This is a genomic window from Hydrogenophaga borbori (genome assembly GCF_003417535.1).
In the GTDB taxonomy this organism is placed as follows: Bacteria; Pseudomonadota; Gammaproteobacteria; order Burkholderiales; family Burkholderiaceae_C; genus Hydrogenophaga; species Hydrogenophaga borbori.
On the sequence record NZ_QVLS01000011.1, the window covers coordinates 204,923 to 229,695 of the forward strand.

At 72.7% G+C, this 24,773-nt stretch carries 26 protein-coding genes; 14 read left to right on the forward strand and 12 right to left on the reverse strand.

Features of this window, described 5'->3' with window-relative positions; genetic code table 11:
• Positions 1 to 20 precede the first annotated feature (20 nt).
• Positions 21 to 506, forward strand: coding sequence for a DUF2177 family protein (locus tag DY262_RS17170; protein ID WP_116960322.1), 486 nt, complete (start codon positions 21 to 23; stop codon positions 504 to 506).
• Here DY262_RS17170 and DY262_RS17175 read toward each other — a convergent pair.
• Entirely contained in the window at positions 469 to 1,155 is a 687-nt protein-coding gene (locus DY262_RS17175; RefSeq protein ID WP_116960323.1) for a ChrR family anti-sigma-E factor, read from the reverse strand. The genes DY262_RS17170 and DY262_RS17175 overlap by 38 nt on opposite strands.
• A gap of 33 nt (positions 1,156 to 1,188) precedes the next feature.
• The gene (locus tag DY262_RS17180; RefSeq protein ID WP_245981063.1) at positions 1,189 to 1,776 is read right to left on the reverse strand and encodes a sigma-70 family RNA polymerase sigma factor; all 588 of its coding nucleotides are present in this window, start codon (positions 1,774 to 1,776) and stop codon (positions 1,189 to 1,191) included.
• Between the two features lie 207 nt (positions 1,777 to 1,983).
• Here DY262_RS17180 and DY262_RS17185 point away from each other — a divergent pair, with 207 nt between their 5' ends.
• Genes DY262_RS17185 through DY262_RS17200 form a run of 4 tightly spaced genes read left to right on the forward strand, consistent with a single transcriptional unit; the run spans position 1,984 to position 6,293 of the window.
• Positions 1,984 to 3,354: an NAD(P)/FAD-dependent oxidoreductase gene (locus tag DY262_RS17185; protein ID WP_116960325.1), complete on the forward strand. Its 1,371-nt coding sequence runs from the start codon at positions 1,984 to 1,986 to the stop codon at positions 3,352 to 3,354.
• Entirely contained in the window at positions 3,351 to 4,211 is an 861-nt protein-coding gene (locus tag DY262_RS17190; RefSeq protein ID WP_116960326.1) for a DUF1365 domain-containing protein, read from the forward strand. Before DY262_RS17185 ends, DY262_RS17190 begins: the two co-directional genes overlap by 4 nt.
• An 11-nt stretch (positions 4,212 to 4,222) precedes the next feature.
• The gene (locus tag DY262_RS17195) at positions 4,223 to 5,479 is read left to right on the forward strand and encodes an SAM-dependent methyltransferase (RefSeq protein ID WP_116960327.1); all 1,257 of its coding nucleotides are present in this window, start codon (positions 4,223 to 4,225) and stop codon (positions 5,477 to 5,479) included.
• A 58-nt stretch (positions 5,480 to 5,537) separates the two neighbouring features.
• Positions 5,538 to 6,293: a YoaK family protein gene (locus DY262_RS17200; protein ID WP_116960328.1), complete on the forward strand. Its 756-nt coding sequence runs from the start codon at positions 5,538 to 5,540 to the stop codon at positions 6,291 to 6,293.
• A 19-nt stretch (positions 6,294 to 6,312) separates the two neighbouring features.
• On the opposite strand, the gene DY262_RS17205 is transcribed toward DY262_RS17200, so the two are convergent.
• The gene (locus DY262_RS17205; RefSeq protein ID WP_245981065.1) at positions 6,313 to 8,001 is read right to left on the reverse strand and encodes an FAD-dependent monooxygenase; all 1,689 of its coding nucleotides are present in this window, start codon (positions 7,999 to 8,001) and stop codon (positions 6,313 to 6,315) included.
• A 164-nt stretch (positions 8,002 to 8,165) separates the two neighbouring features.
• Between DY262_RS17205 and DY262_RS17210 the strand changes: the two genes are divergently transcribed.
• Together DY262_RS17210 and DY262_RS17215 are read left to right on the forward strand one after the other, a co-directional pair.
• Complete coding sequence (locus DY262_RS17210) at positions 8,166 to 9,713, forward strand: BCCT family transporter (protein WP_116960329.1); 1,548 nt, start codon at positions 8,166 to 8,168, stop codon at positions 9,711 to 9,713.
• On the forward strand, positions 9,710 to 10,393 hold the full coding sequence (locus tag DY262_RS17215; RefSeq protein ID WP_116960330.1) for a MarC family protein: 684 nt from the start codon (positions 9,710 to 9,712) through the stop codon (positions 10,391 to 10,393). Before DY262_RS17210 ends, DY262_RS17215 begins: the two co-directional genes overlap by 4 nt.
• A 6-nt stretch (positions 10,394 to 10,399) precedes the next feature.
• Here DY262_RS17215 and DY262_RS17220 read toward each other — a convergent pair whose 3' ends face one another.
• From DY262_RS17220 to DY262_RS17235, 4 genes are read right to left on the reverse strand one after another with little or no spacing between them, the layout of a single operon-like run.
• Entirely contained in the window at positions 10,400 to 10,687 is a 288-nt protein-coding gene (locus DY262_RS17220; protein WP_116960331.1) for a GNAT family N-acetyltransferase, read from the reverse strand.
• Positions 10,688 to 10,700: 13 nt separating this feature from the next.
• Positions 10,701 to 11,111, reverse strand: coding sequence for an OsmC family protein (locus tag DY262_RS17225; RefSeq protein WP_116960332.1), 411 nt, complete (start codon positions 11,109 to 11,111; stop codon positions 10,701 to 10,703).
• A gap of 4 nt (positions 11,112 to 11,115) precedes the next feature.
• Positions 11,116 to 12,285 carry an acyltransferase family protein gene (locus tag DY262_RS17230; RefSeq protein ID WP_116960333.1) on the reverse strand — a complete coding sequence of 390 codons (1,170 nt, stop codon included), beginning with the start codon at positions 12,283 to 12,285 and terminating at the stop codon, positions 11,116 to 11,118.
• A gap of 59 nt (positions 12,286 to 12,344) precedes the next feature.
• On the reverse strand, positions 12,345 to 13,424 hold the full coding sequence (locus tag DY262_RS17235) for a patatin-like phospholipase family protein (RefSeq protein ID WP_116960334.1): 1,080 nt from the start codon (positions 13,422 to 13,424) through the stop codon (positions 12,345 to 12,347).
• A gap of 66 nt (positions 13,425 to 13,490) precedes the next feature.
• Between DY262_RS17235 and dinG the strand changes: the two genes are divergently transcribed.
• Positions 13,491 to 15,710 (forward strand): ATP-dependent DNA helicase DinG, encoded by a 2,220-nt coding sequence (dinG, locus tag DY262_RS17240; protein WP_245981069.1) that lies wholly within the window; start codon positions 13,491 to 13,493, stop codon positions 15,708 to 15,710.
• A 6-nt stretch (positions 15,711 to 15,716) separates the two neighbouring features.
• On the opposite strand, the gene DY262_RS17245 is transcribed toward dinG, so the two are convergent.
• Positions 15,717 to 16,691: a hypothetical protein gene (locus DY262_RS17245; protein ID WP_147326263.1), complete on the reverse strand. Its 975-nt coding sequence runs from the start codon at positions 16,689 to 16,691 to the stop codon at positions 15,717 to 15,719.
• Positions 16,692 to 16,838: 147 nt separating this feature from the next.
• Between DY262_RS17245 and DY262_RS17250 the strand changes: the two genes are divergently transcribed.
• Positions 16,839 to 17,309 carry a CopD family protein gene (locus tag DY262_RS17250; protein ID WP_116960336.1) on the forward strand — a complete coding sequence of 157 codons (471 nt, stop codon included), beginning with the start codon at positions 16,839 to 16,841 and terminating at the stop codon, positions 17,307 to 17,309.
• A 65-nt stretch (positions 17,310 to 17,374) separates the two neighbouring features.
• Positions 17,375 to 18,874: a phospholipase D family protein gene (locus DY262_RS17255; RefSeq protein WP_181936548.1), complete on the forward strand. Its 1,500-nt coding sequence runs from the start codon at positions 17,375 to 17,377 to the stop codon at positions 18,872 to 18,874.
• A gap of 7 nt (positions 18,875 to 18,881) precedes the next feature.
• Here the strand turns inward: DY262_RS17255 and DY262_RS17260 are convergent, their stop codons facing one another.
• Genes DY262_RS17260 through DY262_RS17270 form a run of 3 tightly spaced genes read right to left on the reverse strand, consistent with a single transcriptional unit; the run spans position 18,882 to position 21,256 of the window.
• Complete coding sequence (locus tag DY262_RS17260) at positions 18,882 to 19,904, reverse strand: metal-dependent hydrolase (RefSeq protein ID WP_116960337.1); 1,023 nt, start codon at positions 19,902 to 19,904, stop codon at positions 18,882 to 18,884.
• A gap of 28 nt (positions 19,905 to 19,932) precedes the next feature.
• A complete protein-coding gene (locus tag DY262_RS17265; protein WP_116960338.1) occupies positions 19,933 to 20,559 on the reverse strand; it encodes a dioxygenase family protein in 627 nt (208 codons plus the stop codon).
• A 49-nt stretch (positions 20,560 to 20,608) separates the two neighbouring features.
• Positions 20,609 to 21,256 carry a DUF502 domain-containing protein gene (locus DY262_RS17270; RefSeq protein ID WP_116960339.1) on the reverse strand — a complete coding sequence of 216 codons (648 nt, stop codon included), beginning with the start codon at positions 21,254 to 21,256 and terminating at the stop codon, positions 20,609 to 20,611.
• A gap of 152 nt (positions 21,257 to 21,408) precedes the next feature.
• Here DY262_RS17270 and DY262_RS17275 point away from each other — a divergent pair, with 152 nt between their 5' ends.
• A complete protein-coding gene (locus DY262_RS17275; protein WP_116960340.1) occupies positions 21,409 to 21,726 on the forward strand; it encodes a hypothetical protein in 318 nt (105 codons plus the stop codon).
• Here the strand turns inward: DY262_RS17275 and rsmI are convergent.
• Positions 21,717 to 22,559 (reverse strand): 16S rRNA (cytidine(1402)-2'-O)-methyltransferase, encoded by an 843-nt coding sequence (gene rsmI, locus DY262_RS17280; protein WP_116960353.1) that lies wholly within the window; start codon positions 22,557 to 22,559, stop codon positions 21,717 to 21,719. The genes DY262_RS17275 and rsmI overlap by 10 nt on opposite strands.
• 81 nt (positions 22,560 to 22,640) lie before the next feature.
• Here rsmI and DY262_RS17285 point away from each other — a divergent pair, with 81 nt between their 5' ends.
• The 3 genes from DY262_RS17285 to DY262_RS17295 are packed head-to-tail and all read left to right on the forward strand — an operon-like array spanning position 22,641 to position 24,397.
• Positions 22,641 to 23,045, forward strand: a complete 405-nt coding sequence (locus tag DY262_RS17285; RefSeq protein WP_116960341.1) for a YraN family protein — start codon at positions 22,641 to 22,643, stop codon at positions 23,043 to 23,045.
• Between the two features lie 27 nt (positions 23,046 to 23,072).
• Complete coding sequence (locus tag DY262_RS17290; protein ID WP_116960342.1) at positions 23,073 to 23,693, forward strand: SIS domain-containing protein; 621 nt, start codon at positions 23,073 to 23,075, stop codon at positions 23,691 to 23,693.
• Complete coding sequence (locus DY262_RS17295) at positions 23,690 to 24,397, forward strand: BON domain-containing protein (RefSeq protein WP_116960343.1); 708 nt, start codon at positions 23,690 to 23,692, stop codon at positions 24,395 to 24,397. Before DY262_RS17290 ends, DY262_RS17295 begins: the two co-directional genes overlap by 4 nt.
• The last annotated feature ends 376 nt before the right edge of the window (positions 24,398 to 24,773 follow it).

Below are 24,773 nucleotides of genomic sequence, written 5' to 3' on the forward strand. Positions count from 1 at the left end.
ATTGCTTGGCGGAGAACCCCATGCCACACACGACTTCCCACGCCCCGGCCGCGACGGTCTCGAGCGGTGCCGCGCCGGCCTGGCGCTGGCCGCTGGCCTATGCGCTCACCGCGCTGGTGTTCCTCGCGCTGGACGCGGTCTGGCTGAGCAGCATGCACACCGCCCTGTACCAGCCCGCCATCGGCCACCTGTTGTCCGGCACCGTGGACTGGACGGCCGCCGGCCTGTTCTATGCCTTGTACATCACCGGCCTGCTGGTGTTTGCCGTGGCGCCCGCGCTGACGTCGGGCCGCTGGGGGGTGGCGCTCGGCCGCGGGGCGCTGTTCGGCCTCCTGGCCTACGCGACCTACGACCTCACCAACCAGGCCACGCTGCGCGACTGGCCCTGGCGCGTGACGCTGGCGGACCTCGCCTGGGGCGCCTTCGTCAGCGGCACGGCCTCGGGCCTGGCCGCCCGGTTCACCCTGGCTACATGCCGACGAGCCCGCCCAGCCAACGGGCGATGAACCCGTCGAAGGCCAGCCGGCCGTCGACCGAGGCGAGGCAGATGCACTCGCCGCCGTCCTGCACCACCGGCTGGTGGTGGACATCGGCATCGGCGAGGTCGAAGTCGCCCGGGCCGAACAGGGCGCGCCCGTCGTGGAAGTGGCCGTAGAGGATCTGCGTCAGCTCGGTGCCGCGGTGGGTGTGGCGGGGCAGGTACTTGCCGGCGCCGATGCGCAGCAGGAAGACGTTGGCCTCGGGCGCGTCGGGCACGTTCACGCGGCTCCAGCGCATGCCCGGCCCCAGCCAGCGCCAGCGGGTGGCGCTGCAATCGGCCAGGGCGCGTGGCCACACGGCGCCCAGGGGCAGCGGGGGCGGCGCGCTGGGCTGGCGCGGCGCCCGCTCGCCCAGCGTGGGAACGGGCGGCTGCGGCTCGATGCGCGCGATGCGCTCGAGGGCGCGCGCCAGCGCGTCTTCCCGCAGCGGCGCGGGCGGCTGCTCATCCAGCAGCACCCCGCCCAGGGCGCGCAGCGCCGCCACGCGCTGGCGGCAGGCGGCGCAGAGTTCCAGGTGGGTGGCCACCACCAGTCGCGCCCCGATCGGCAGGCCGACCGCGGCATACGACAGCAGCAGCTCGTCGCTGGGGTGGTGGTGAATCTCGGGGGCGTCCATGGTCGGGTTCGGCAAAGGAATCGTTTGGGGGCCTCAGGCGTCGAGCAGCTTGCGCAACTGGGCCACGGCCAGCCGGATGCGCGACTTGACCGTGCCCAGCGGCAGGCCGAGTTCGGTCGCGATGCGCGCGTGTGGCTCGTCTTCGTAATAGGACAGGCGCAGCACCTGCGCCTGCTCGGCGGGCAGCCGCTCCAGCGCCTCGCGCACGCGCTGGGCCAGCCGCTGCGCGTCGGTCTGCTCGGCCAGCCCGGGGCCGTCGGCCGGGAGCTGGTCGAACTCGAAGCATTCGTCGCCCGCCAGGTCCAGCCGCTGCCGGCGCGAGGCGTCCACGCGCAGGTGGCGCGCGATGGTGAACACCCAGGTCGACACCGCGGCCTGCGCCGGGTCGAACAGCGCGGCCTTGCGCCAGACCATGGCCAGGGCTTCCTGGGCCAGGTCCTCGGCGGCGTCGTCGCTGCTGCCGGTGCGCATCAGGTAGCTCTTCACGCGGGGGGCGAAATGCTGGAACAGGCGGGCGAAGGCCTGTGGGTCCCGGTGTTCGGCGATGCGGCGCAACTGCGCCGGCCAGTCCTCGGACGGGTCGGGCGCGGCGCGGTCGGCGTGGAGCGGAACGATGGTCAAGTGCGGCGTCCTCGGCGGGCTCGGCGGGGTCCCGCCCGGGGGGTTGACCCAGGGGGTGGAGGAGTCGTCGCGTCGCGGTTGGCCCATGGCCCTTCTACGCGGCGCGCGGGGGATTGGATCATCGCCCAGTCCGGGACGGCACGGCGGGGAATCCAAAACCGCCCGGCCTGCGTACAAGCAGGGCCTCACCGACCGAAAGCCGCCCCCATGAGCCGATCCCCCGACCTCGATACGCCACCGCGCACCCGGACCGGCGGCGATCGCCTGCGCATCGCCGTCGTCGGCGGCGGCATCGCCGGCCTGTCCTGTGCCTGGCTGCTGTCGCGCCGCCACGCCGTCGAGCTGTTCGAGGCCGAGCCGCGCAGCGGCGGCCACAGCCACACGGTGGACGCGCCCTGCGGCGCGCGGCAGGTGCCGGTGGACACCGGCTTCATCGTCTACAACGAGCCCGCCTACCCCAACCTCACGGCGCTCTTTCGCCACCTGCGGGTGCCGACCCGCGCCTCGGACATGTCGTTCGCGGTGAGCCTGGATCGGGGCGGCCTGGAGTACGCCGGCACCGACCTTGGCGGCCTGTTCGCGCAGCGCGCCAACCTGCTGCGCCCGCGCTTCTGGCGCATGCTGGCCGAGCTCTGGCGCTTCTACCGCGAGGCCCCGCGCGACGCGGCGGCCTGCGGCGGGCTGTCGCTGGACGCCTACCTGGACGCCCGCGGCTACGGCCGCGCCCTGCGCGACGACCACCTCTACCCCATGGGCGCGGCGATCTGGTCCTGTTCCGCCGAGCGCATCGGCCAGTACCCGGTCGCCGCTTTCGTGCGCTTCTGCGAGAACCACGGCCTGCTCCAGGTGTCGGGCCGGCCGGTCTGGCGCACCGTCGACGGCGGCAGCCGTGAGTACGTGCGCCGCCTGGTGAGCGACTTCGACGGCCACCTCCACCACGAGGCGCCGGTGACCGCGCTCGAGCGCGGGCCCGCGGGCGTGCGGCTGCGCCTGCGCGACGGCGGCTGGACGCCGGCCTTCGACCAGGTGGTGCTGGCGACCCACGCGGACCAGTCGCTGCGCCTGCTGGCCGAGCCGACGCAGGCCGAGCGCCGCCTGCTGGGCGCCTTCGGCTACACGCGCAACCTCGCGGTGCTGCACAGCGACCCCGCCCTGATGCCGCGCCGCCGCGCGGTCTGGTCGAGCTGGAACTACCTGGCCGAGCGCGGCGCCCAGGCCACGCCGACGGTGACGTACTGGATGAACCGGCTGCAGCCGCACCTGCCCCAGGGGCGGGAGGCGCCGCCGCTGTTCGTCTCCCTCAACCCGGCGGCCGCGCCGCGGCGCGAGCACCTGATCCGCACCGAGGTCTACGAACACCCGAGCTTCGACGCCGCGGCCATCGCGGCGCAGCGCGAGCTCTGGTCGCTGCAGGGCGAGCGGAATACCTGGTTCTGCGGGGCCTACTTCGGCTCGGGCTTTCACGAAGATGGCCTGCAGGCCGGGCTCGCGGTGGCCGAGGCGCTGGGCGGCGTGCGCCGGCCCTGGACCGTGGAGGGCGAGTCCGCGCGCATCCACCTGCCCGGGGCCTTGGCGTGACGACGCCGCGGCCGGCGCCAGCGCCCACCACCGCCGCCGCGCCGGCCCCGGCGTGGCGCTCGGCGCTGTACGACGGGCGGGTGGTGCACCAGCGGCCAGGGCCGGTGCGCCACCGCCTGGCGTACCGCATGTTCTCGCTGCTGCTCGATATCGATGAGCTGGCGTCGCTGCACGCGCGCCTGCGCTGGTTTTCCGTCGGGCGCTTCAACCTGTTCAGCCTGTGGCCCTCGGACCATGGCGATGGCAGCGCCCACGACGCCGCGGGTCTGCGCGTCCAGCTGGACGCGCGCCTGCGCGAGGCCGGCCTGCCGGTGGGTGGCGCCATTCGCCTGCTGGCCCTGCCGCGCCTGCTCGGTTATGCCTTCAACCCGCTGAGCGTGTGGTTCTGCGATGCGCCGGACGGCCGGCTGCAGGCCATCGTCTACGAGGTCAACAACACCTTCGGCGAACGCCACAGCTACCTGATCGAGGTGCCCGAGGCGCAGCGCGGTGCGCGCCTGATCGAGCAAGGCTGCGACAAGCGCCTGTTCGTGTCGCCGTTCCTGGACATGGACCTGGCGTACCGCTTCCGCATCGAGCCACCGGGCGAGCGCCTGTCCATTGGCGTCGGCGTGCACCGCCGCGACGGCGGCGCCGCCGTGCTGCACGCGCGGCTGGACGCCCGGCGCCGGCCGCTCAGCGATGGCGCGCTGTGGCGCACCTTCTTCGCCTACCCGCTGCTGACGCTCAAGGTGATCGTCGGCATCCATTGGGAAGCGCTGCACCTGTGGCGCAAGGGCGCGCGGCTGCGGCCGCGCCCGGCCCCACCGGCCCAGGCCATGAGCGTCGTGCGCTCCGGCGATTCCTCTTCCTCCTGACGCGAGCACCCATGTCCCACGACACCCCCTCCTTGCGGCCCGCCCCCCACCATGCGGCGCCGGCGGCGCCGGCGGCCACCCTGAGCGGCGACGCCTCGGGCCTGCGCCAGGCGCCGCTGCGCCGGCTGCTGTCGCGCGTGCGCGCCGGCCGTCTGCTCCTGACCCTGCCCGACGGCGCGCGCCTGCAGGCGCAGGGCGCCGCGCCCGGCCCGAGCGCGGAACTGCGCCTGCACCGCTGGCGCCCCTTGCTGCGCCTGCTGCAGCAGGGCGACCTGGGCCTGGCCTGGTCGTACCGCGACGGCGACTGGAGCACCCCCGATCTGGTGGCCCTGCTGTCCTTCGGGCTGGCGAACGAGGCCGCGCTGGACGGCGCCATCTCCGCGCCCGCGCCGGCGCGCTGGCTCGCGCGGCTGCTGCACCGCCTCAACGCCAATACGCGGCGCGGCAGCCGCCACAACATCGCCGCCCACTACGACCTGGGCAACCGCTTCTATGAGCGCTGGCTGGACGGCAGCATGCTGTACTCGAGCGCGCTGTACGACGGGCCGGCGGACTCGCTGGAGGCCGCGCAGGCGCGCCGGCTGGAGCGCATCCTCGGGCTGCTGGACGTGCGACCGGGCCAGCGCGTGCTCGAGATCGGCTGCGGCTGGGGCACGCTGGCCGCCACGCTGGCGCGGCGCGGCGCCGAGGTGGTGGGCGTCACGCTCTCGACCGAGCAGTTGGCTTTCGCGCGCGAGCGCGCCGCTGCCTGGGGCGTGGCCGATCGGGTCGATCTGCGGCTGCAGGACTACCGCGACGTCGAGGGCCGCTACGACCGCGTGGTCTCCATCGAAATGATCGAGGCCGTGGGCGAGGCCTATTGGCCGGTCTACTTCGCCACGCTGCGCGAGCGGCTCAAGCCCGCTGGCGTGGCCGTGCTGCAGGCCATCACCATCGACGAGCGCCGTTTCGAGGGCTACCGCGACAACCCGGACTTCATCCAGCGCTGCATCTTTCCCGGCGGCATGCTGCCTTCGCCCGAGCGCATGGCGCAGCAGGCGCGCCAGGCGGGGCTGCGCCTGAGCACCGAGCTGCGCTTTGGCCACAGCTACGCGCGCACGCTGGCCGACTGGCGGCGGCGCTTCCAGGCCGAGTGGCCGGCCATCGAGGCCCAGGGCTTCGACGCGCGCTTCAAGCGGCTGTGGGAGTACTACCTCGGCTACTGCGAGGCCGGCTTTCTGGCCGGGCGCGTCGACGTCGGTCTGTACCGCCTGGTCCACGAGAACTGAAGGCGCGCCTGGGGGCGCGGGACAATCGGGGCCACGACAGCGATCCCGGAGTGTTCCCATGCCCATCCAATACGCGCGATTCCTCGTCGGCCGCGAGCGCACGCTGGCGGCCAACCGCCAGGTGGGGCTGCTGCTGGCCTTCGTGGCCGGGGCCATCAATGCGGGCGGTTTTTTGGCCGTGCGGCAGTACACCTCGCACGTGACCGGGCTGGTCTCGTCCATGGCCGACCACCTGGTGCTGGGCGAGGGCGCGCTGGTGGCCTCGGCGCTGGCGGCGGTGCTGGCTTTCCTGCTGGGCGCCATGTGCTGCGCGGTGATGGTCAATTTCGCGCGCCGGCGCGCCATGGCCAGCGAGTACGCCTTGCCGCTGCTGCTGGAGGCCCTGCTCATCCTGTGCTTTGGCCTGATGGGCGCCTGGCTCGCGCGCTTCGAGGGCCTGCTGATCCCGGCCACCGTGGCCCTGCTGTGCTTCATCATGGGCCTGCAGAACGCGGTGGTGACCAAGCTGTCGAACGCGGTCATCCGCACCACGCACATGACCGGCGTGGTGACCGACCTGGGCATCGAGCTCGGCAAGCTGCTGTACTGGAACCGCGCCGAAGGGGCCCAGCCCGTGGTGCGCGCCGACCGCGACCGCATGCGCGTGCTGGGCGGCCTGCTGGGCGCCTTCGTGGGCGGCGGGGTGGTGGGCGCCTACGGCTTCAAGCGCCTGGGCTACGGCTTCACGGTGCCGCTGGCGGTGGCGCTCACGGTGGTGGCGCTGGTGCCGGTGTGGGACGACTGGCAGCGGCGGGGCGGGCGCGAGGGCGCTTGAGGCCGCGCCCCCGAACGGCTCAGTCCGTGCAGGCCACGCGGCGCCACACCGCCGCCGCCTCGGTCGCCTCGCGGCCGCGCCAGGCCACCACCTGATCGGGCCGCACCAGCAGCAGTTGCCCGTCCAGCACGGGCGCGGCCTCGGGTTCCGAGGGGCAGCGCAGCGCCACGTCCAGGCCGCGCGCCCGTCCGGCCTCGGCCATTGCCTGTCCCTCGGCCCGCAGCGCGGGTGGCGCGAGCACGGTCCACTCGAACCCCAGCTCGTCGAACAGCGAGCGCTCGCCGCCCAGCCAGGCGTGCGGCAGGCGGCCCCCGGGGTTGTTGGTGGGCTCGTAGTGGTTGGCCGCGTCGGGCGGGATGCGGCCGGGGTCGCTGAAGACCAGGGGCGAGCCGTCGCAGCGCTCGCCGAAGGTCACGCCGGGGATGTTGAACTCGCGCCGCACGTGCTCGTTGAGCACGGCGCTGGCGTGTTCGCGCAGGGCCTCGCCCTCGGCACCGGCGGCCTCGAGTGCGGCCGTGGTCTGGAACAGGCCGATGGAATCGGCGAAGCCGCGCGCGTAGTTCGTGTTGCGCAGGCCGATGGGGCGGCGCTCGGTCTCGTAGCTGTCCAGCAGCGCGGGGGCCGAGAGCCCTTTCAGCACCGATGCCAGCTTCCAGCCCAGGTTCACCGCGTCGCCCACGGCGGTGTTGTAGCCCAGGCCACCGGTGGGCGTGAACAGGTGCACCGCGTCGCCGGCCAGGAACACGCGGCCCTGCTGGTACCGATCGGCCACCAGCGAGTGGCCCGCGATCCAGGTGCCGGTGGACAGCACCTCGACGGGCAAGTCCATGCCGCTGGCCTGCGCGAACAGGCGCTTCGCGTCCTCGTGCGTCCAGTCCGACGGGTCTTCGTGTGCGTGCACGGCCGCGTGGAAGGCGAACTCGCCCTGGCCGTCCACCGAGGCCATGAAGACGCGCCGCTCGTGGTTCACGCTCACGTACATCCAGGCCACGTCGTGCGGCAACTGCTCGTAGAACGTGGGCGCGCGCAGGTAGACCGCGAACATGCGCCCGCCCATGAACTCGCGCTGCACACCGGTGGCGCCGCCGTAGGCGATGCCCAGGGCCTGGCGCACCACGCTGCGCGCGCCGTCGGCGCCCACCAGGTAGCGCGCGCACACGGCCACGGCGGCGCCGCTGCCGTCGGCCGGGGCCACGCGCGCGTTCACGCCCTCGGCGTCCTGCTCGAAGTCCACCAGCCGCCAGCCAAAGCCCACGGGCCGGCCGGTGCGCGCCTCGGCGTGGCGGCGCAGCACCGCTTCCACGAACTTCTGCGACACGCGGTGCGGCAGCTCGGCCGCGTTCCAGGCCCCGCGCAGGCCGCGCACGTGCTCGCTGGCCTGCGCCGCCGTGGGCAGGCGAAGCCGCGCCAGCTCGTGCGTGGCGAATCGCGTGAAGTAGGCGATGTCGGTCGGGTGGTCACCCGGCAGGCCCATGGCGCGGATCTCCTGCGCGATGCCGATGCGCCGGAAGTGCTCCATGGTGCGCGCCTGCGTGGCATTGGCCTGCGGGTTGAAGGCCGTGGTCGCCTTCGGGTCCACCACCAGGCAGCGGATGCCGCGCAGGCCCAGTTCGTTGGCGAGCATGAGGCCGCAGGGGCCGGCGCCCGCGATGAGCACGTCCACGTCGATCGTCGCGCCCGCGCGCTGGGCGTCTTGCAGTTCCTTCACCGTTTCTCCTCGGGTCTGATTCGCAGGGGCCGGCGCCGCGGCCTGGCCGATGCGGGATTGGACCGCCAGAATCGTCCCGGTGGCGCGGCGCGGGTCGCCTGGAAAAGAGTTTTCCAGCGGGCCGGGCGTGTATGGTGTGGCATCGATCTGGAGGAGAAGACCCCATGCAACTCATCGTCTCGGTCGGACTGATCCTGGCCATCGTGCTCTGGGGCGTGCTCTCACCGGCCTCGCTGGGCTCGGTGTTCGACACGCTGCTGGCCGTCATCACGCGCGATTTCGGCTGGCTGTACCTGTGGGTGGTGCTCGGCCTCGTGGTCATGGCCCTGGTGCTCGCGTTCAGCCGCTACGGCGACCTCAAGCTCGGCGGCGAGGACGAGGAGCCCGAGTTCTCGCTCGGCTCCTGGTTCGCCATGCTGTTCGCCGCCGGCATGGGCATCGGCCTGGTGTTCTGGGGCGTGGCCGAGCCGATCTCGCACTACGGCAACCCACCGCCCGGCATCGCGCCCCAGACGCCCGAGGCCGCCAACGCCGCCATGCGCTACAGCTTCTTCCACTGGGGCCTGCACCCCTGGGCGGTGTACAGCGTGGTGGCGCTGGCCATCGCCTTCTTCCAGTTCCGCAAGGGCGGCTCGGCGCAGGTGAGCACGGCGATCGAGTCGCTGCCCTGGGGTTTTGCCCGGCACCTGGGGCCGCTGGTCAATGTGCTGGCCGTCATCGCCACCGCCTTCGGCGTGGCCGCCTCGCTCGGCATGGGGGCCCTGCAGATCAACAGCGGCCTGGCCGCGCTGGCCGGCGTGCCGGTGGGCCCGGCCTGGCAGGTCGGCATCATCGCCGTCACCACGGTGCTGTTCGTGGGCTCGTCGGTGTCGGGCGTGGGGCGGGGCATCAAGTGGCTGTCCAACGCCAACCTGCTGCTGGCGGCGCTGCTGGCGCTCACGCTCTTCGTGCTCGGCCCCACGGTGGCGATCATCGATACCTTCACCACCACGCTGGGCAGCTACGTGAGCGAGTTCGTGCGCATGAGCCTGCGCATGACCCCGTTCCGCGACAGCGGCTGGGTGGGCGGCTGGACGATCTTCTATTGGGCCTGGTGGGTGAGCTGGTCGCCCTTCGTGGGCCTGTTCATCGCGCGCGTCTCGCGCGGGCGCAGCGTGCGCGAGTTCGTGCTCGGCACGGTGTTGGCGCCCACGCTGGCCGGCTTCCTGTGGTTCTCGGTGTTCGGTGGCACGGCGCTCACGCTCGAGGTGATGCGCGGCGTTCCCTTGTCCGAGGCGGTGAACGCCGATGTGTCCACGGCGCTGTTCGCGATGTTCGAGGCCTTGCCGCTGGGCGGCGTCATGAGCGTGGCGGCCACCGTGCTGGTGGTCGTGTTCTTCGTCACCTCGGGCGATTCGGCCACGCTGGTGCTGAGCATGATGAGCACGGGCGGCGACGAGAACCCGCGCGCGCGGGTCAAACTGATCTGGGGCGCGCTGATCTCGGGCATCGCGATTTCGCTGCTGCTGGCCGGTGGGCTCAAGGCCGTGCAGACGGCCACCATCGTGTTCGCGGTGCCGTTCGCGGTGGTGATCGTGCTGATGGCCGTGGCGCTGTGGCGCGGCGTGCGCGACGACTGGGCCGAGGAGAACCGCCGCGAGCGCGCGCTGCGCCGGCGCATGCGGGAGATGGTGGAGCCGCCCCAGGGCGGCGACGGGAAGAGGGGGCCATGAGCTTCGAACTGAGCCTGGCGTTCGGCAAGAGCTTCCTGTTCGTCTTCGCCGCGCTGCTGCCCATCCTCAACCCGGCGGCCACGGCGCCGATCTTCCTCGGCCTCACCGAGGGCGCGTCCGAGCGCACGCGCGCCATGCTGGCGCGCAAGATCGCGCGCAACATGTTCGCGCTCATGGTGGGCAGCATGCTGGTGGGCTCGCACGTGCTGGCCTTCTTCGGCATCTCGCTGCCCATCGTGCGCGTGGGCGGGGGGCTGATCCTGGCGGCCACCGCCTGGCGCCTGCTCACCGCCACGCAGTCCACGGCGGACAGCCGCACCGAACTGGCCGACGCCTTCACGCCCGAGATGGCACGCCGCCAGGCCTTCTACCCGCTGACCTTTCCGATCAGCTGCGGCCCGGGCTCCATCGCCGCGGCCATCACCGTGGGGGTGTCGCTGAGCAACGACCGCGTGGGCCTGGCGCTGGCCAACATCGGCGGCGGCGTGCTCGCGCTGCTGGTCATCGGCCTGCTGCTGTACCTGGCGTTCCGCTACGCCGAGCACCTGCTGCGGCCGCTGGGGGAGGCCGGCGCGATCATCTTCCTGCGCCTGTCGGCCTTCATCCTGCTGTGCCTGGGCGTGCAGATCGTGTGGGACGGCGTGAGCGAGCTGGTGCGCGGGCTGATGAGCAGCCTCTGAGCGGGCTCAGACCAGCACGTCGCGGATCGACGGGTCCTTGTCGAACTGGGCCTTGGCGAAGGGGCACAGCGCGACGACCCGGGTCTTGGTCTCGCGCGCCCAGGCCACCAGCGCGTCGAGCAGCTGGCGCCCCGCGCCCTGGCCCTTGAGGCGCTCGTCGACGTGGGTGTGGTCGATGATGATCAGCGTGGGGTTGGTGCGGCTGTAGGTCATCTCGGCGAGGCGCTCGCCGCCTTGCGGGATGAAGAAGGCGCCGGTGCTGCCGGCTTCCTGGTGTTCGATGGAATGGGTCATGGAAAGGGTCGTGTCAGGTGGGGCCGCCGTCGATCCGCTGGACGGGCACCCCTTGCCGCAGCGTGTTGTGCACCTCCGCCACCGCATCGGTTTCGCGCAGCAGCCGGGCAATGGTGTCCGGTGGCGCGGGCGACTGTACCCGCGCCCGGTAGCGCACGTTGCGCGCGGCCAGGCCGATGCCGGCGAATTCGGCCTCGGCCTGCACCTCCACCCGCTCCAGCACCACGCCCAGGCGCGCGGCCTCGCGGTACAGGTCGTTGCAGTAGCAGGTGGCCAGGGCGAGCATGAGGAACTCGCCGCCGTTGGTGGCCGAACCGCCGCCCGCGGCCTTGGCCGCGACGGCCAGCGTGTGCTCGGCGTCGCCCGTGCGCAGAACCACCTGGTGCTGGCCCGGTGCGTGGGTGAGCGATGCCGAAATGCGCATGGGTTTAGGCCGGTTCGCGCGCGGGCCCGCGCGGGCGCCGCGGGTGGCGCTTGCCGTTGAGCAGCTGGCTGATCCCGCCGTGGCGCACGAACAGCGCATAGCTGCCCAGGCAGACCAGTGTGGTGGCGGTGATGTTGAGCGCGATCTTGGCCGCGGCGGGCAGAGGCTGCTCGAACAGCAGGGCGCCGAACAGGATGGTGAGCGGGTAGTGCACCAGGTAGACCCAGTAGGCGCTGTCCGCGAGGTAGCCCAGCACCGCCTGGCGCGAGGACAGCCAGCGCAGGGCCAGGCCGATGGCGGCGAAGCTCCAGAGCCAGGCGATGCAGTGGTAGCTGTACCCGATCAGCAGCGCCGGGCCCTGGCGCAGCGCCACGGCAAAGGCGATGAGGTAGCAGGCCAGGCCCGCCACCGCGTAGCCCGCCCAGTGGCGCTGGAACCGCGCGAACAGCTCGGCCTGCCGCCCGTGCAGCATCAGCCCGAAGACGAAGAAGCTGCCGTAGTAGAGCCATTCGTTCCACTCGGGCAGGAAGGCGCCGGCGGGCTGCAGGACGGCGTTCGGGTAGGCCGCGCTGGCCAGCAGCAGCGGCAGCGCCAGCGCCAAGCAGGCCCAGGGCTGGCGCGCCAGCCAGGCCAGCGCCGCCTCGGCCGGCGCGAACCAGGCGCGCGGCAGGCGCCACAGCGCGGCGGTGAAGACGCACAGCCACAGCAGCATCCACAGGAACCACAGGTGGATGGTGTTGGGGCCGCCCAGGATGGGCAGCTCGGGCAGCACGCCGGGGTCCAGCCCCCAGCGGTGCAGCACCATGCGGTTCATGAAGAACAGCGCCGCCAGGCCCGAGGCCAGCCAGAGCGGGGGCCAGAAGAGCGCGAAGGGCAGGCCCAGGCGCAGCAGGCGGTGGCGCAGCAGGCCGTCGGGGCCGCGCGAGCGCGCCAGCAGCGCCGCGAAGAAACCGCCCATGATGAAGAAGGCCGGCATGCGAAAGGCGTGAATGGACGACACCACCACGTCGGCCACCAGGGTGCGCTGCTCGTCGCGCCAGGCGTTGGGCAGGTGCTGGGTGGCGTAGATGGCCTCGACGTGCAACACGATGCCCAGCCACATGAGCAGGGCGCGCAGGTTGTCCAGCGCGTGCAGGCGCTGTCCGGTGCTCGGAACGGGCGGGTGTTCGCTCATTGGGCGGGCACCTTAGCAGCCCGCCGGTGATCGCGCCACCCCGCGCTGGGGACGGCCGCTCAGCCCGTGCCGCCGCCCGCGTCCGTCTCCAGCGCCAGCGTGCCGCGCACGCCCAGGTCGGCGCGGTGCCGCGCCAGCCAGGCCTCGGCCGTGCCGCGGCCCTGCTGGAACAGGCGCTCGAGGAAGGCCGGATCGGTGCGCGTCTTGCTGCCCGCGCCCAGGGCGGCCAGTTCGGCGCCGCCGTCCACCCGGTGCAGCCGCAGCGCGGCGATGCGGCGGAACACGGGGCTGCGCAACTGCCGCGCGACCCAGCCCTCGGCGGCCAGCAACTCTTTGAGCAGGGCGATGCTGCGCAGCTCCTTGATCAGGCTGGCGTTGAAGGTGACCTCGTTGATGCGGTCCAGGATCTCGCTCGCGCGCACCGGCAGCGCCTCGCGCGCGGCGGGGTTGATCTGCACCAGCAGCAGGTCGTCGCCCGGGCTCTCCAGCAGCGGCAGCAGCGAGGGGTTGCCGGCGTAGCCGCCGTCCCAGTAGGCCTCGCCGTCGATCTCCACCGCCTGGAACAGCAGCGGCAGGCAGGCCGAGGCCAGGATCACGTCGGCCGAGAGCTCGTGCTGGCGAAAGATGCGCAGCTCGCCGGTCTTCACCCGCGTGGCGGCGATGAAGAGCTGGGTGCGGTGGCAGGCGCGCACGCGGTCGAAATCCACCGTGTCGCGCAGGATGTCGCGCAGCGGGTTGAGGTTGAGCGGGTTGAGCTGGTAGGGCGAGGCCTGCGTGCTGAGCCACTGCGCGTAGGAGCGTACCGGCCCCAGCCAGGGCGCGGCCCAGGGGCTGTCCGGGTCCAGCCAGGGCGCCACCGGCGCGGACTCCAGGCCGCCGAAGGGGTTGATCTCGCCCACGCGCGTCCAGAACCGCCGCAGCGCGGCGCGCGCGCCGTCGCGCCCGCCTTCCATCAGCCCGCTGGCCAGGGCGACGGCGTTCATGGCGCCCGCGCTGGTGCCGCTGATGCCGGTGAGGCGCAGGGAGGGATCCTCCAGCAGGCGGTCCAGCACGCCCCAGGTGAAGGCGCCGTGCGAGCCGCCGCCTTGCAGCGCGAGGTCGATCGGGGTTTTGTTGGCGGGAACGGCTGGCTTGGTCATGGCCCATTGTTGCACCGCAACATGAATCCGGGGCCATTCCCGGGCTCGGCGACAATGCCCGGCTCCATGATCAATGCCGAGCACCGCGACGACCCAGCGAACGCCCCCCAGGGGGCGCTGGCGCGCGAGGCGATCGCCCTGGCCGCATTCGACCACGTGGTCTCGCACGCGCCGGGCTTCCGGGCGCGCCCCGGGCAGCGCGAGATGGCCGCCTTCATCGCCGAAACCCTGGCCGGCGTGAAGCTGGGCGACGACAGCGTCTCGGGCGAGGCCGGCGCGCCCGAGCGCGGCATCGCCGTGGTGCAGGCCGGCACCGGCGTGGGCAAGTCGGCCGCCTACGCGGCCACGGTCATCCCGCTGGCGCTGGCGCAGCAAAAGCGCGTGCTCATCAGCACCGCCACCGTGGCGCTGCAGGAACAGCTCGTCAACAAGGACCTGCCCGCGCTGGCCGCGTTGCTGCCCCAGCCGTTTGCCTACGCGCTGGCCAAGGGGCGCGGGCGCTACGTCTGCCGGCTCAAGCTGGACCAGCTGGCCGGCGGCGATCCGCAGGACGCCGACCTGTTCGGCGAGGAAGGCGCCGGCCCGGCCGGCAGCGCCGCGAAAGACGACTGGGCGCAGCGCGCGCGCCAGTACGCGCAGTGGACCATCGCGCTCGACCAGGGCGACTGGAACGGCGACCGCGACCGCCTCGACGACCCCCCCGAGGCCGCCCTCTGGGCGCCCGTGGCGGCCGAGCGCCACACCTGCACCGCGCGCCACTGCCCGGCCTACAACAGCTGCAGCTACTACCAGTCGCGCAACCGGCTGGCGCAGGCGCAGGTGATCGTGGTCAACCACGACCTGCTGCTGTCCACCCTGGGCCTGCACGCCTTGCCGGCGCCAGCCGACTGCTACCTGGTGCTGGACGAGGCGCACCACCTGCCCTCGGTGGCCCAGGGCCAGTTCACGTCGCAGATGGACCTGATGCGCGCCGGCTGGCTCGACCCGCTGCCCAAGGCCTTCGAGGAGGTCGCGCGGGCCATCGCGCACCGCCACGACCTGGACCTTGCCGAGGCCACGCGCGGCGCCAAGGCCGCGCTGGCCGACCTGGCGCGCCTGGGCATGGACCTGCTCGGCCCGGCCGTGCGCGAACACCCGGCCGAGGCGCCGCCGCTGGTGCACCGCCTGGACGCGGGTGCCCTGCCGGCCGGCTGGGCCGAGCCCCTGGCCCAGCTGCAGGGGCACGCCCAGCGCCTGCTCAAGCTGGCCGAGGCCCTGGCCACGCAGCTGCGCGCCAACGCGCGCGACAACCCTGGCGAGGCCGCGCGTTGCGCCGAGCACTACGCGCGCATCGGCCGCTTCGCGCCGCGTCTGCAAAGCCTGCACGACACCACCAGCCAGTGGCTGCTGCTGGCCAGCGAGGGCGCGCCGCCGCAGGCCAAGTGGATCGAGGCCCGCGTGGAGCGCGGCATGGTGGCCATGAGCGCGCACGCCTGTCCCTTGCAACCGGGCAGCCTGCTCAGCGGCCACCTGTGGCGCCAGGTGCGCGGCGCGGTGGTCACCTCGGCCTCGCTGGTCACCTGCGGCGGCTTCGACCACTTCCTGCACGAGGCCGGCCTGGCCTGGGACGCCGCCGTGGCCACGCGCGAGGTGCAAAGCCCCTTCGACCACGCCAGGCAAGGCCGCCTGGTCGTGGTACAGACCCGCGCCGACCCCAAGGACGTGGACGGCTACACGCGCGAGATGCTGGACCTGCTGCTGGCCGACCTGCGCGAGGTCCGGCGCGGCGCGCTGGTGCTGTTCACCTCGCGCGCGCAGATGCGATCGGCCCAGCAACTGCTGGAACGCGGCGAGCACGCGCGCCTGCGCGAGCGCGTGCTGGCGCAGGGCGAGGCCTCGCGCACGGTGCTGCTCAAGCGGCACGCGCAGCGCGTGGGCGAGGGCGAGGCCTCCATCCTGTTCGGCCTGCAGTCCTTCGGCGAAGGCCTGGACCTGCCGGGCGAGTTGTGCGAATGGGTGTTCATCACCAAGCTGCCCTTCGCCTCACCCAGCGACCCGGTGGGCCAGGCGCGCGCCGAATGGCTCAAGAGCCAGGGCCGCGACCCGTTCAGCGAGCTTGTGGTGCCCGCCACCGGCGCGCGCCTGCTGCAGTGGACCGGGCGCGCGCTGCGCACCGAGACCGACGAGGCCACCGTGGTCTGCTACGACGCCCGCCTGCTGCGCCAGGGCTATGGCCGGCGCATGCTGCAGGGCCTGCCACCCTACCGCCTGCAGCGGCGGCAGGCGGGGGTGACGGCCGACGTGTGAGGCCGCTCAGGGGGTGAGGGCGCGGGCGCAGCGGACCGGGTAGACGTTGGACTTGTTGACGATGGCCTGCTGCGTCAGCGTGGGGTCGAAACGGTGCAGGTGCGCCGAGGTGATGGGCGAGACCGCGGCCTCGGTGGAGCTCCAGTACCAGCTGTCGGCGATGCCGCCGATGTCGCCGTTCTCCTTCAGGCGGCTCTGCATGTTGCCCGCGAGCAGCGGTGCCGCCGACGTGCCGCAGGCGCCGCCACCGAAGGTGTAGCCCAGTTCGCAGAGGGCGGGCAGGTACCAGTCGCTGAACCCGCCCGCCGCGCTGGCCTGGCAACGGCCTGCGGCGGACGGGGTGGCGCCCAGGGCAGTGACGATCTGGTTCGTGTTGCTGGCGCCGTCGGTCAGGCTGCCGGCGCCCGTGAGGCTGGCAGGGCCCCAGTCGCCGGCCGGCGTGGCGTCGCTGGTCGCGGCCACCTTGCCGCCGACGCTGCCGCTGACGACGGTGGTGTCGTCAACGTCGAACACCCAGCCGCCTTGGTACCAGCTGCCAAAGGTGATCACCTGGAGCGCCGCGTTCACGCTGTTGGTGTTGCTGCCCTCCACCTCGAGCACGGCGGACGTGGGCGCGGCATTGCCCGGTGTGGCCGTGGCCGTGGCGCCCGGCGTGACCGTGACGGCGCAGCTCGCGCCCGCGGCCAGCGTGGCGCCGCAGGTCGAGATCGGGCTGGTGCCGGCGGGCAGGCCCGTGGCGTTCAGGGCCAGGTCCAGCGCGGTATGGGCGCCGGTGTTGGTGACGGTGAGGGTTCGCGCTTGGCCCGACGCCGCCAGGGCCAGCTGCGACACGCTGAGGCTGAGCGTGGTCGCTGGTGCGGGCGGGGGGGCGGGCGCTGGGGGCGGGACGGGTGAGGGAGAGGAATTGCCGCCGCAGGCGGCCAGGCTTCCAAGGGCGAGCAAGGCCATGGCCCTGCGCAACAGGGGACTGATCGATGGCATTCGCTGGGGTCTCCTGGTCGGTAGGGGTTGTGGCGGCGCTGCGCACGATATCACCGACCCGGGACCGGGCCGCTGCCCCGAACGCCCTTTGCTACGATGCCCCGGGCGCTCCGCCGGCCGTCTTCTTCCCCTCCTCACCCGATCGCCATGTTCTACGCCGTCCTCAAACTCCTCCACGTGCTCGCCATCGTCTTCTGGGTCGGCGGCATGGCCTTCGCGCATATCTGCCTGCGGCCTTCCGTGACGGTGCTGCCGCCGCCCGAGCGCCTGCGCCTGCTGCACGCGGTGATGCAGCGTTTCTTCCGGGGCGTGCTGGTGGCCGCGCTGCTGGCGCTGGTCACCGGCCTGTGGATGATCGGCCGCGTGGCCAAGGAGTCGGTGCAGGCGGGCGTGAACTTCGCCATGCCGCTGGACTGGACCCTCATGGGCGCACTGGGCATCCTGATGATCGCCATCTTCGGCCACATCCGTTTCGCCCTGTTCAAGCGCCTGTCGCGCGCCGTGGCGGCCAGCGACTGGCCGGCCGCCGGCGCGGCGATGGCCTCGATCCGCCAATGGGTGCTGGTCAACCTGGTCATCGGCGTGGCCATCATCGCCATCGCGCTGCTGCTGACCTGAGCGACGTGCGTGCGACACCTGGCCCCGCCCGCCTGCGCCGCGCCGCCACCGCCGGCCTGATCGCCATGTTGTCCGTCCTGCTGCCGGCCTGCGCACTGCCCCCGCTGGACGGGCGAACCGAATCCCATGCCCTGGCGCCGGCCGAAGCGGCCGGCACCGCGCTGGGCCGCGCCCTGGCGCCGCAGGCGGCGGCCCACCCGGGGCAGTCCGGCATCCTGCCGCTGGGGGACGCGCTGGAGTCCTTCGCGGCGCGGATGCTGCTGGCGCGCGCCGCCGAGCGCACGCTGGACGTGCAGTACTACATCTGGCGCGACGACATCACCGGCCACGCCCTGCTGGACGAGCTGCGCCAGGCGGCCGCGCGCGGCGTGCGCGTGCGCCTGCTGCTGGACGACAACGGCCAGTCCATGGACGCCACGCTGCTCGCGCTCGACGCCCAACCCGGCATCGAGGTGCGGCTGTTCAACCCGTTTTCGGTGCGCCACCCCAAGGCCCTGGGCTACCTCACGCACTTCTCGCGCGCCAACCGGCGCATGCACAACAAGGCGCTGATCGCCGACAACCAGGCGGCCATCATCGGCGGGCGCAACGTGGGCGACGAGTACTTCGGCGCCACCGACGGCGTGCTCTTCGCCGACCTCGACGTGCTGGCCACCGGCGCGGTGCTGCCCGACCTGTCGGCGGACTTCGACCGCTACTGGGCCAGCGGTTCGTCCTACCCCATCGATCGCATCGTGCCCGCTGCCCGCGCGGCCGACGCGCGTCCGGACAGCGAGGCGCTGGCGCGCCAGGATCCGCGCGCGGCGCGCTTCTCCGAGGCCTTGCGCGCGTCGCGCTTCCTGCCCGATCTGCTGGCGGGCACCCTGGAGCCCTTGTGGGCCAAGGTGGAGATGGTCAGCGACGACCCGCGCAAAGGCCTGGGGCAGGCGCGCGACCAGGACCTGCTGGCCCACCAGCTGCGCCGCATCCTGGCGCGCCCGCCGCGGGCCTCGCTGGACCTGGTGTCGCCGTACTTCGTGCCCACCGACGCGGGCGTGGAGGTGTTCGCCCGGCTGGCCGCCAGCGGCGTGCGCGTGCGCATCCTCACGAATGCGCTGGAGGCCACCGACGTGTCCGCGGTGCACTCGGGCTATGCGCGCCACCGCCAGGCGCTGCTGCGCGCGGGCGTGCAGCTGTATGAAATGCGGCGCGGCGCCACGGTGCCCGGGCGCTCCGGCCTGATGGGCAGCTCCGGCTCCAGCCTGCACGCCAAGACCTTCGCCATCGACGGCCAGCGCGTGTTCGTGGGTTCCATGAACTTCGATCCACGCTCGGTGCGGCTCAACACCGAACTCGGTTTCATCATCGACAGCCCGGCCATGGCCCAGGCGGTGGAGCGCGCGTTCGAGCGCGAGATCCCGGCCGCCGCCTACGCGGTGCGTCTGGACGGGCAGGGCGGCCTGGTCTGGATCGAGCGCGGCGACGGCGGGCGCGAGATCCGCCACACCCGCGAGCCCGGCGTCGGGCTGGGGCGCAGCGCCTGGATCGGCCTGTTGTCGCTGCTGCCCATCGAGTGGCTGCTGTAGCCGGCGTTCAGTCGGCCTGGGCCCGCAGCCCCGGTGGCGCCACCCGCTCGCCCCACAGGCGGCGCCACAACCAGTCCAGGCCCTGCGCCACGTCGATGCGCATGCCCTCCAGGCGCGAGGCGCGTGGCCCGTTCGCCCGCTCGGCTTCGGTGCCGAGGTCGAAGTGGAAGGTGTAGTGCGGCTCCTGTCCCATGCGCAGGTCGGTGACGTAGAGCCGGCCGCCGTCTTCCAGGACGCGGAAGAAGCCGTGGGTGAACGCGGCCATGCGCCGCAGGCCGTCGACGCTGGCGTGGCGCTCGGCCAGCGCGGCGCCGCGGGTGTAGCGGCGCCAGTCGATCGTGCTGCCGTCGTCGAACAGCGAGTAGTGGCCTTCGGCGTACTGCGTGGGGCCCATGGCGACCACCCGCCAGAGCACGGTGTTGAAGGGCGCCGGCGTCACCAGCAGGCGATCGGCCGCGATGCCCTGCTGGCGCAGCGAGTCGCGCGCGACCTGGGCCACGTGGTGCTGCGCCGCCACGCTCCACGCCAGGTAGGCGCTGCTCAGCAGCAGCCCGATGGCGTTGGCCCTGAGCCCGGTGCGTGGCGCCGACAGCGCCCACAGCACGCCCACGATCAGGGGCAGCGTGTAGGCCGGGTCGATGATGAACACGCTGCCCACGCCGAAGGGGTGGTTGCTGAAGGGCAGCAGCAGCTGCGTGCCGTAGACCGTCATGGTGTCCAGCAGCGGGTGCGTGACCAGGGCCAGCCACAGCGCCAGCCACCAGCGCCGAAACAGCGCGCCCTCGCCGTGCAGGCGCGACACCCCCCAGGCCAGCAGCGGCGCAAGCAGCGTGAGGTAGAACAGCGCGTGCGATTCGCCTCGGTGCAGCACCATGTTGAGCACGGCGTCGCCGTGGTCGATGAAGGCGTCCAGGTCGGGCAGGGTGCCGGCGATGGCGCCCCACAGGGCGGGCTTCCAGGCGGCGGTGCGCCGGCCCATGACGGCCATGGTGACGGCGGAGCCGAGCGCTATCTGGGTGAGTGAATCCATGGTGGACGCCGATGCTATCGGCGCTGCATCAGGCCTGGACGACGATGGGGAATGTGGCCTTCACGCCATCGCCGTCGGGCGTGAACGGCCGCGTGAGCGCCGCGCGGCCGGCCTCGTCCAGCCGGCGCCAGAGGCCGTCGCGCGGGTTGCCGGGGTCGCCCTGCACGTAGAGCTGGGTGGTGAGCAGCTCCAGGCGATCCAGTTTCACCTTCACATGGATGTGCGGCGTGCGCCCGGTGTACGGCACGGGGCGCAGGGTGCGGAAGCGGTAGCGGCCCTCGCGGTCCAGCGCCGCGCGACCGAAACCCTGGAAGGCCGGATCGGCGCGGTCGCCGTCGCCGGGGTGGTGGTAGTGGCCGTCCGCGTCACACTGCCAGATCTCCACCACCGCGCCCTGCAGGGGCCGGCCGTCCAGATCGACCACCGTCCCCTCGACCCAGGCGGCCTGGCCCTTGCCATAGCGCACCTGGCCGTTGCGCAGCAGATCGGCGTCGGTGTCGGCGGGCAAGGCCACGGGGTAGAAGGGGCCCTCGGTCTGGCGGGGGGTTGGCCGCAGGCCGCCTTGCGCGATGGCCGGGCTCAGCCAGCCAGGGGTGGCGATCAGCGCGGCGCTGCCGAGCAGCAGGGAGCGGCGGGTGCGGGCGGGGCTGGCCATGGCGGTTTCGAAGCGCTGGTCGCCGGCGAGTTCCGCGCGCCGCCTCGCTTCAGTAGGGTTCGCGCCCCGGTGGGGGCGGGGCATTGGGTGCGGGCTCGCGGCCGTTGTCGCGGGCCGAGGCCATCCAGGCGATCAGCGACGAGCGCATGGCCTCCTCCACCGACATCTCGACTGGCGTGACCCAGTTGCGCGGCACGAACACCGTGTACCCGCCGATCATGTAGCCCATGGGCAGGTAGACGGCGACCTGATCGAGTTCACCGAGCGCGCCGGGCAGGCCACTGAAGTTCTGCCGCGTCACCAGGCCGACGATGGACATCTCGCCGCCCGGTGCGCGCAGCAACACCACCTGCTGCTGCGGGTGATCCTTGTCGTGCGGGGCAAAGTAGTCGGCGAAGTTTTTCAGCGAGGAGTAGATGCTCTTGACCACCGGCAGGTTGGTGAAGGGCAGCTCCGCCACCGAGAGCACGCGCGCGACCTCGGGGCGCGACACCAGCACGCCCAGGCCGAAGATCAGCGCCGCCACGATGACGATGCCCAGGCCCGGCAGGTAGAAGTCGCCGACGAAGGGGCTGATGAGCGCGCGCGCCAGCGATTCGGTCCACGCCACCAGCAGGTACAGCGCGTACAGCGTGAGGGCCGCCGGCAGGAAGGTGATCAGGCCGCGCAGGAAGGTTCGGGTCAGGGTCGATTTCATGGGCGTGGGGGAGAATAGCAGTCCCTGGTGGCGAACGATCGCCGCCGACGGGCGGGCCTTGCAATGGCCGTGCCCGTCCCCAGGTGCCGGATTCACCCGCATTTCCGCCGCGGGACACCGGAACTCACGTGACCCCATCCGCTCTTTCACCCATGAACCCTGTTGCCGATCTGCTGGGCCGCGTCGCCGGTGTTGCACTGCGCCTGGCGCTGGGCCTGGCCGCGGCGGTCTTCCTGGTGAGCCTGCTGCTGGCCTCGGTGCTCGCCGTGGCGGGCATGTCGCTGTGGGCCCTGCTCACCGGGCGCCGGCCGGCGCCGCTGGTGGTGTTTGGCCGCATGCGCGAGCGTTCGCGCCAGTACTCGCAGGGCGTGTGGCGCGCCGGCCCGGCCGCGCCAGGCGCCGCGCCGCGCGGCGAGGTGGTGGACGTGGATGCGCGCGAGGTCGACGAGCCGCGCCGGCCTCAGCCCTGAGGCGGCGGCGCGCGGCGCGCCAGCGCCGCCTCGTACAGCGCGTTGCGCGGCGCGCCGCTGATGTCGGCGGCCGCTTTCACCGCCGCCTTGAGCGGCAGGTCCACCAGCAGGCGGTCGAGCACGCGCAGCGCGGACTCGGGCAGGGCGCCTTCGTCGGTGGTTGACGCCTCGCGCGGGTGCACCAGCAGCGCGAACTCGCCGCGGACGCGGTTCGCGTCGCCCGCCAGCCAGTCCGGCAGGGCGTCGGCCGCCAGGTGCACCACCTCCTCGAACTGCTTGGTCAGCTCTCGCCCCAGCGTGATCGGCCGTGGCCCCAGGGCCGCGGCCAGGTCGCGCGCCAGCGCCTCGATGCGGTGCGGCGCTTCGAGCAGGACGCAGGCCTGCGGGTCGTCGGCGATGGCTTGCAGCCCGCGCTGACGTTCCGCGCCCTTGGCCGGCAGGAAGCCGGCGAAGCGGAAGCCGCCGTCCCAACCCGTGTGGCCGCTCACGCTCAGCAGCGCCGTCAGGCTGCTGGGGCCGGGCACCGGCACGCAGCGCAGGCCCGCGTCGCGCACGGCGGCCACCAGGCGCGCGCCGGGGTCGCTCACGCCGGGCGTGCCGGCGTCGCTCACGTACACCACGCGCTGGCCTTCGCGCAGCAGGGCGACGACGCGCACCGCGGCCTCGCTCTCGTTGTGCTCGTGCGCCGCGATCAGCGGTTTGTGCAGCCCATAGGACTGCAGCAAGGCGGCGGTGTGGCGCGTGTCCTCGCAGGCCACGCAGTCGGCCAGGTCGAGCACGTGCAGGGCGCGCAGGCCGATGTCGGCGCGGTTCCCGATAGGGGTGGCCAGCATGTACAGCGCGCCCTGCGGAAAATGCTGCGCACCCGCCGCGGCGCGCGCGGCGTGAAGCAGTTCAAGGGCAGGGGGTGACACGTGCGGTGGTTTCCATCAGGGGCGCCGAAGCCGGCGCGCGAGGCCGGCCAGCGGGCCGAGGACAGGGCCTTGGCGCACCTGCAGCGCCAGGGGCTGAGCTTGGTGCAGCGCAACTTCCGCACACCGGGGCGTGGCGGCGGTGAGATCGATCTGATTATGCGGGAGCCCGACGGCACGCTGGTCTTCGTCGAGGTGCGCCAGCGCCGATCGGGGGCCTATGGCGGCGCGGCCGCGAGCATCGACGCCACGAAGCGCCGGCGCATCGTGTTCGCGGCGCGGCACTTTCTGGCGCGGCAGCGGTCCATGCCACGGACACGCTTCGACGCCGTGCTCATCGACGGCGACGGCGGAGAGCTTCGATGGCTGCGCGCGGCATTCGACGCCAGCGATCCGTTTTCTTTTTGACACGAGGCCCACGGCTATCATCGCCCCATGCTCTTGCAGCGCATCCAGCAGCAATTCATTGACAGCGCCGACCTCAAATACCAGAGCGCGCCGGTGCTCGCCCCCGTGGTCGAGGCCGCGGTGTCGGCCTTGCTGGCCGGCCTCACGGGCGGCGGCAAGGTGCTGGCCTGCGGCAACGGCGCCGGTGCCGCGCTGGCTCAGCAATTCGTGGTGCACATCCTGGGCCGCCACGAACGCGACCGCCCTGGCCTGGCCGCGCTCTCGCTGTCGGCCGACGCCGCCGTGCTCACCGGCATCGCCAACGATTTCGACGGCCGACAGGTCTTCGCGCGCCAGATCCACGCCCTGGGCCTGGCGGGCGACGTGCTCTTGGTCTTCAGCACCGACGGCCAGGCCGGCAACCTGGTGGCTGCCATCGAAGCCGCGCACGAGCGCGAGATGACCGTGGTGGCCCTCACCGGCGCGCGCGGTGGCCGTGTGGCCGCCCTGCTGCGCGACACCGACGTGCACATTGGCATCCCCCACGAGCAGGCCTCGCGCGTGCTCGAGGTGCAGTTGCTGGTGCTGCACTGCCTGGCCGACGGCCTCGACGCCCAGTTGCTCGGCCTGCCCGATTCCACCCCCATCGACACGGAGAACCCCGCATGACCACGACCCGACCTTCCGCGAACCGAACCCGCCTGGGCACCGCCGTGCTGGGGGCTGTCGGCCTGTCGCTCGTGCTGTCCGCCTGCGCGCCGCTGGTGCTGGGCGGCGCGGCCGTGGGCACGGCGCTGGTGGCCTCCGACCGCCGCAGCTCGGCCACGCAGCTGGAGGACCAGACCATCGAAATGCGCGCCGGCAGCCGCATCCGCGAGCAGCTGGGCGGGCGCGCCAACGTCTACGTCAACAGCTACAACCGCCAGGTGCTGCTCACCGGTGAGGTGCAGAACGAGGCCACCAAGACCCAGGCCCAGAGCATCGTCTCGGGCGTGGACAACGTGCGCAGCATCGTCAATGAACTGCAGGTGATCAACTCGCCGGGCTTCTCGCAGCGCACCACCGACACCCTGATCACGGGCCGCGTCAAGGCGGGTTTCGTGGACGCACGCGACATCCCCACCACCGCCATCAAGGTCACCACCACCAACAACGTGGTCTATCTGATGGGCCGTGTCACCGCCAAGGAAGCCGAGCGCGCCACCCATGTGGCCCGCAACGTGGACGGCGTGCAGCGCGTGGTTCGCGTATTCGAGGTGCTGACCGAAGAAGAACTGAAGCGACTGGCGCCGGAGCCGTCCGTCCAGCCCTCGAATGTCGTGACGCCGCCGCCGGGCAGCAGCGCGCCCGCGACCACCGCGCCGCGCCAGTGAGCCTGACGGGGTGCGGCTCACCGTGAATGAGCGGTGATGGAACCTGCCCACGACAGTGGGCGGGGGGTGCGACTGGCCTCAAGAATCGCTAAAGCTTTCCCCAACTACTGTTGAGGCGGTATTCGGCGTTCTGCCTCGCGCTGATGTGATCGTGCATTCCGTGCCCTTGGCGCGGCGTTGTGACTCGCATCAGGGGGCAGGGGATGGGCAGCAAGACGCGCCAGCGTACGGTGTTTCAGTGCATGGCCATGGCGGTGGCCATGGGGGCATGGTCGGTCGGTGCGCCGGCGTGGTCACAGATCGTGGCCGACCCGAACGCGCCGGGCCGCCAGCGGCCCACGGTGCTGTCGGCGGGCAACGGCGTGGCGCTGGTCAA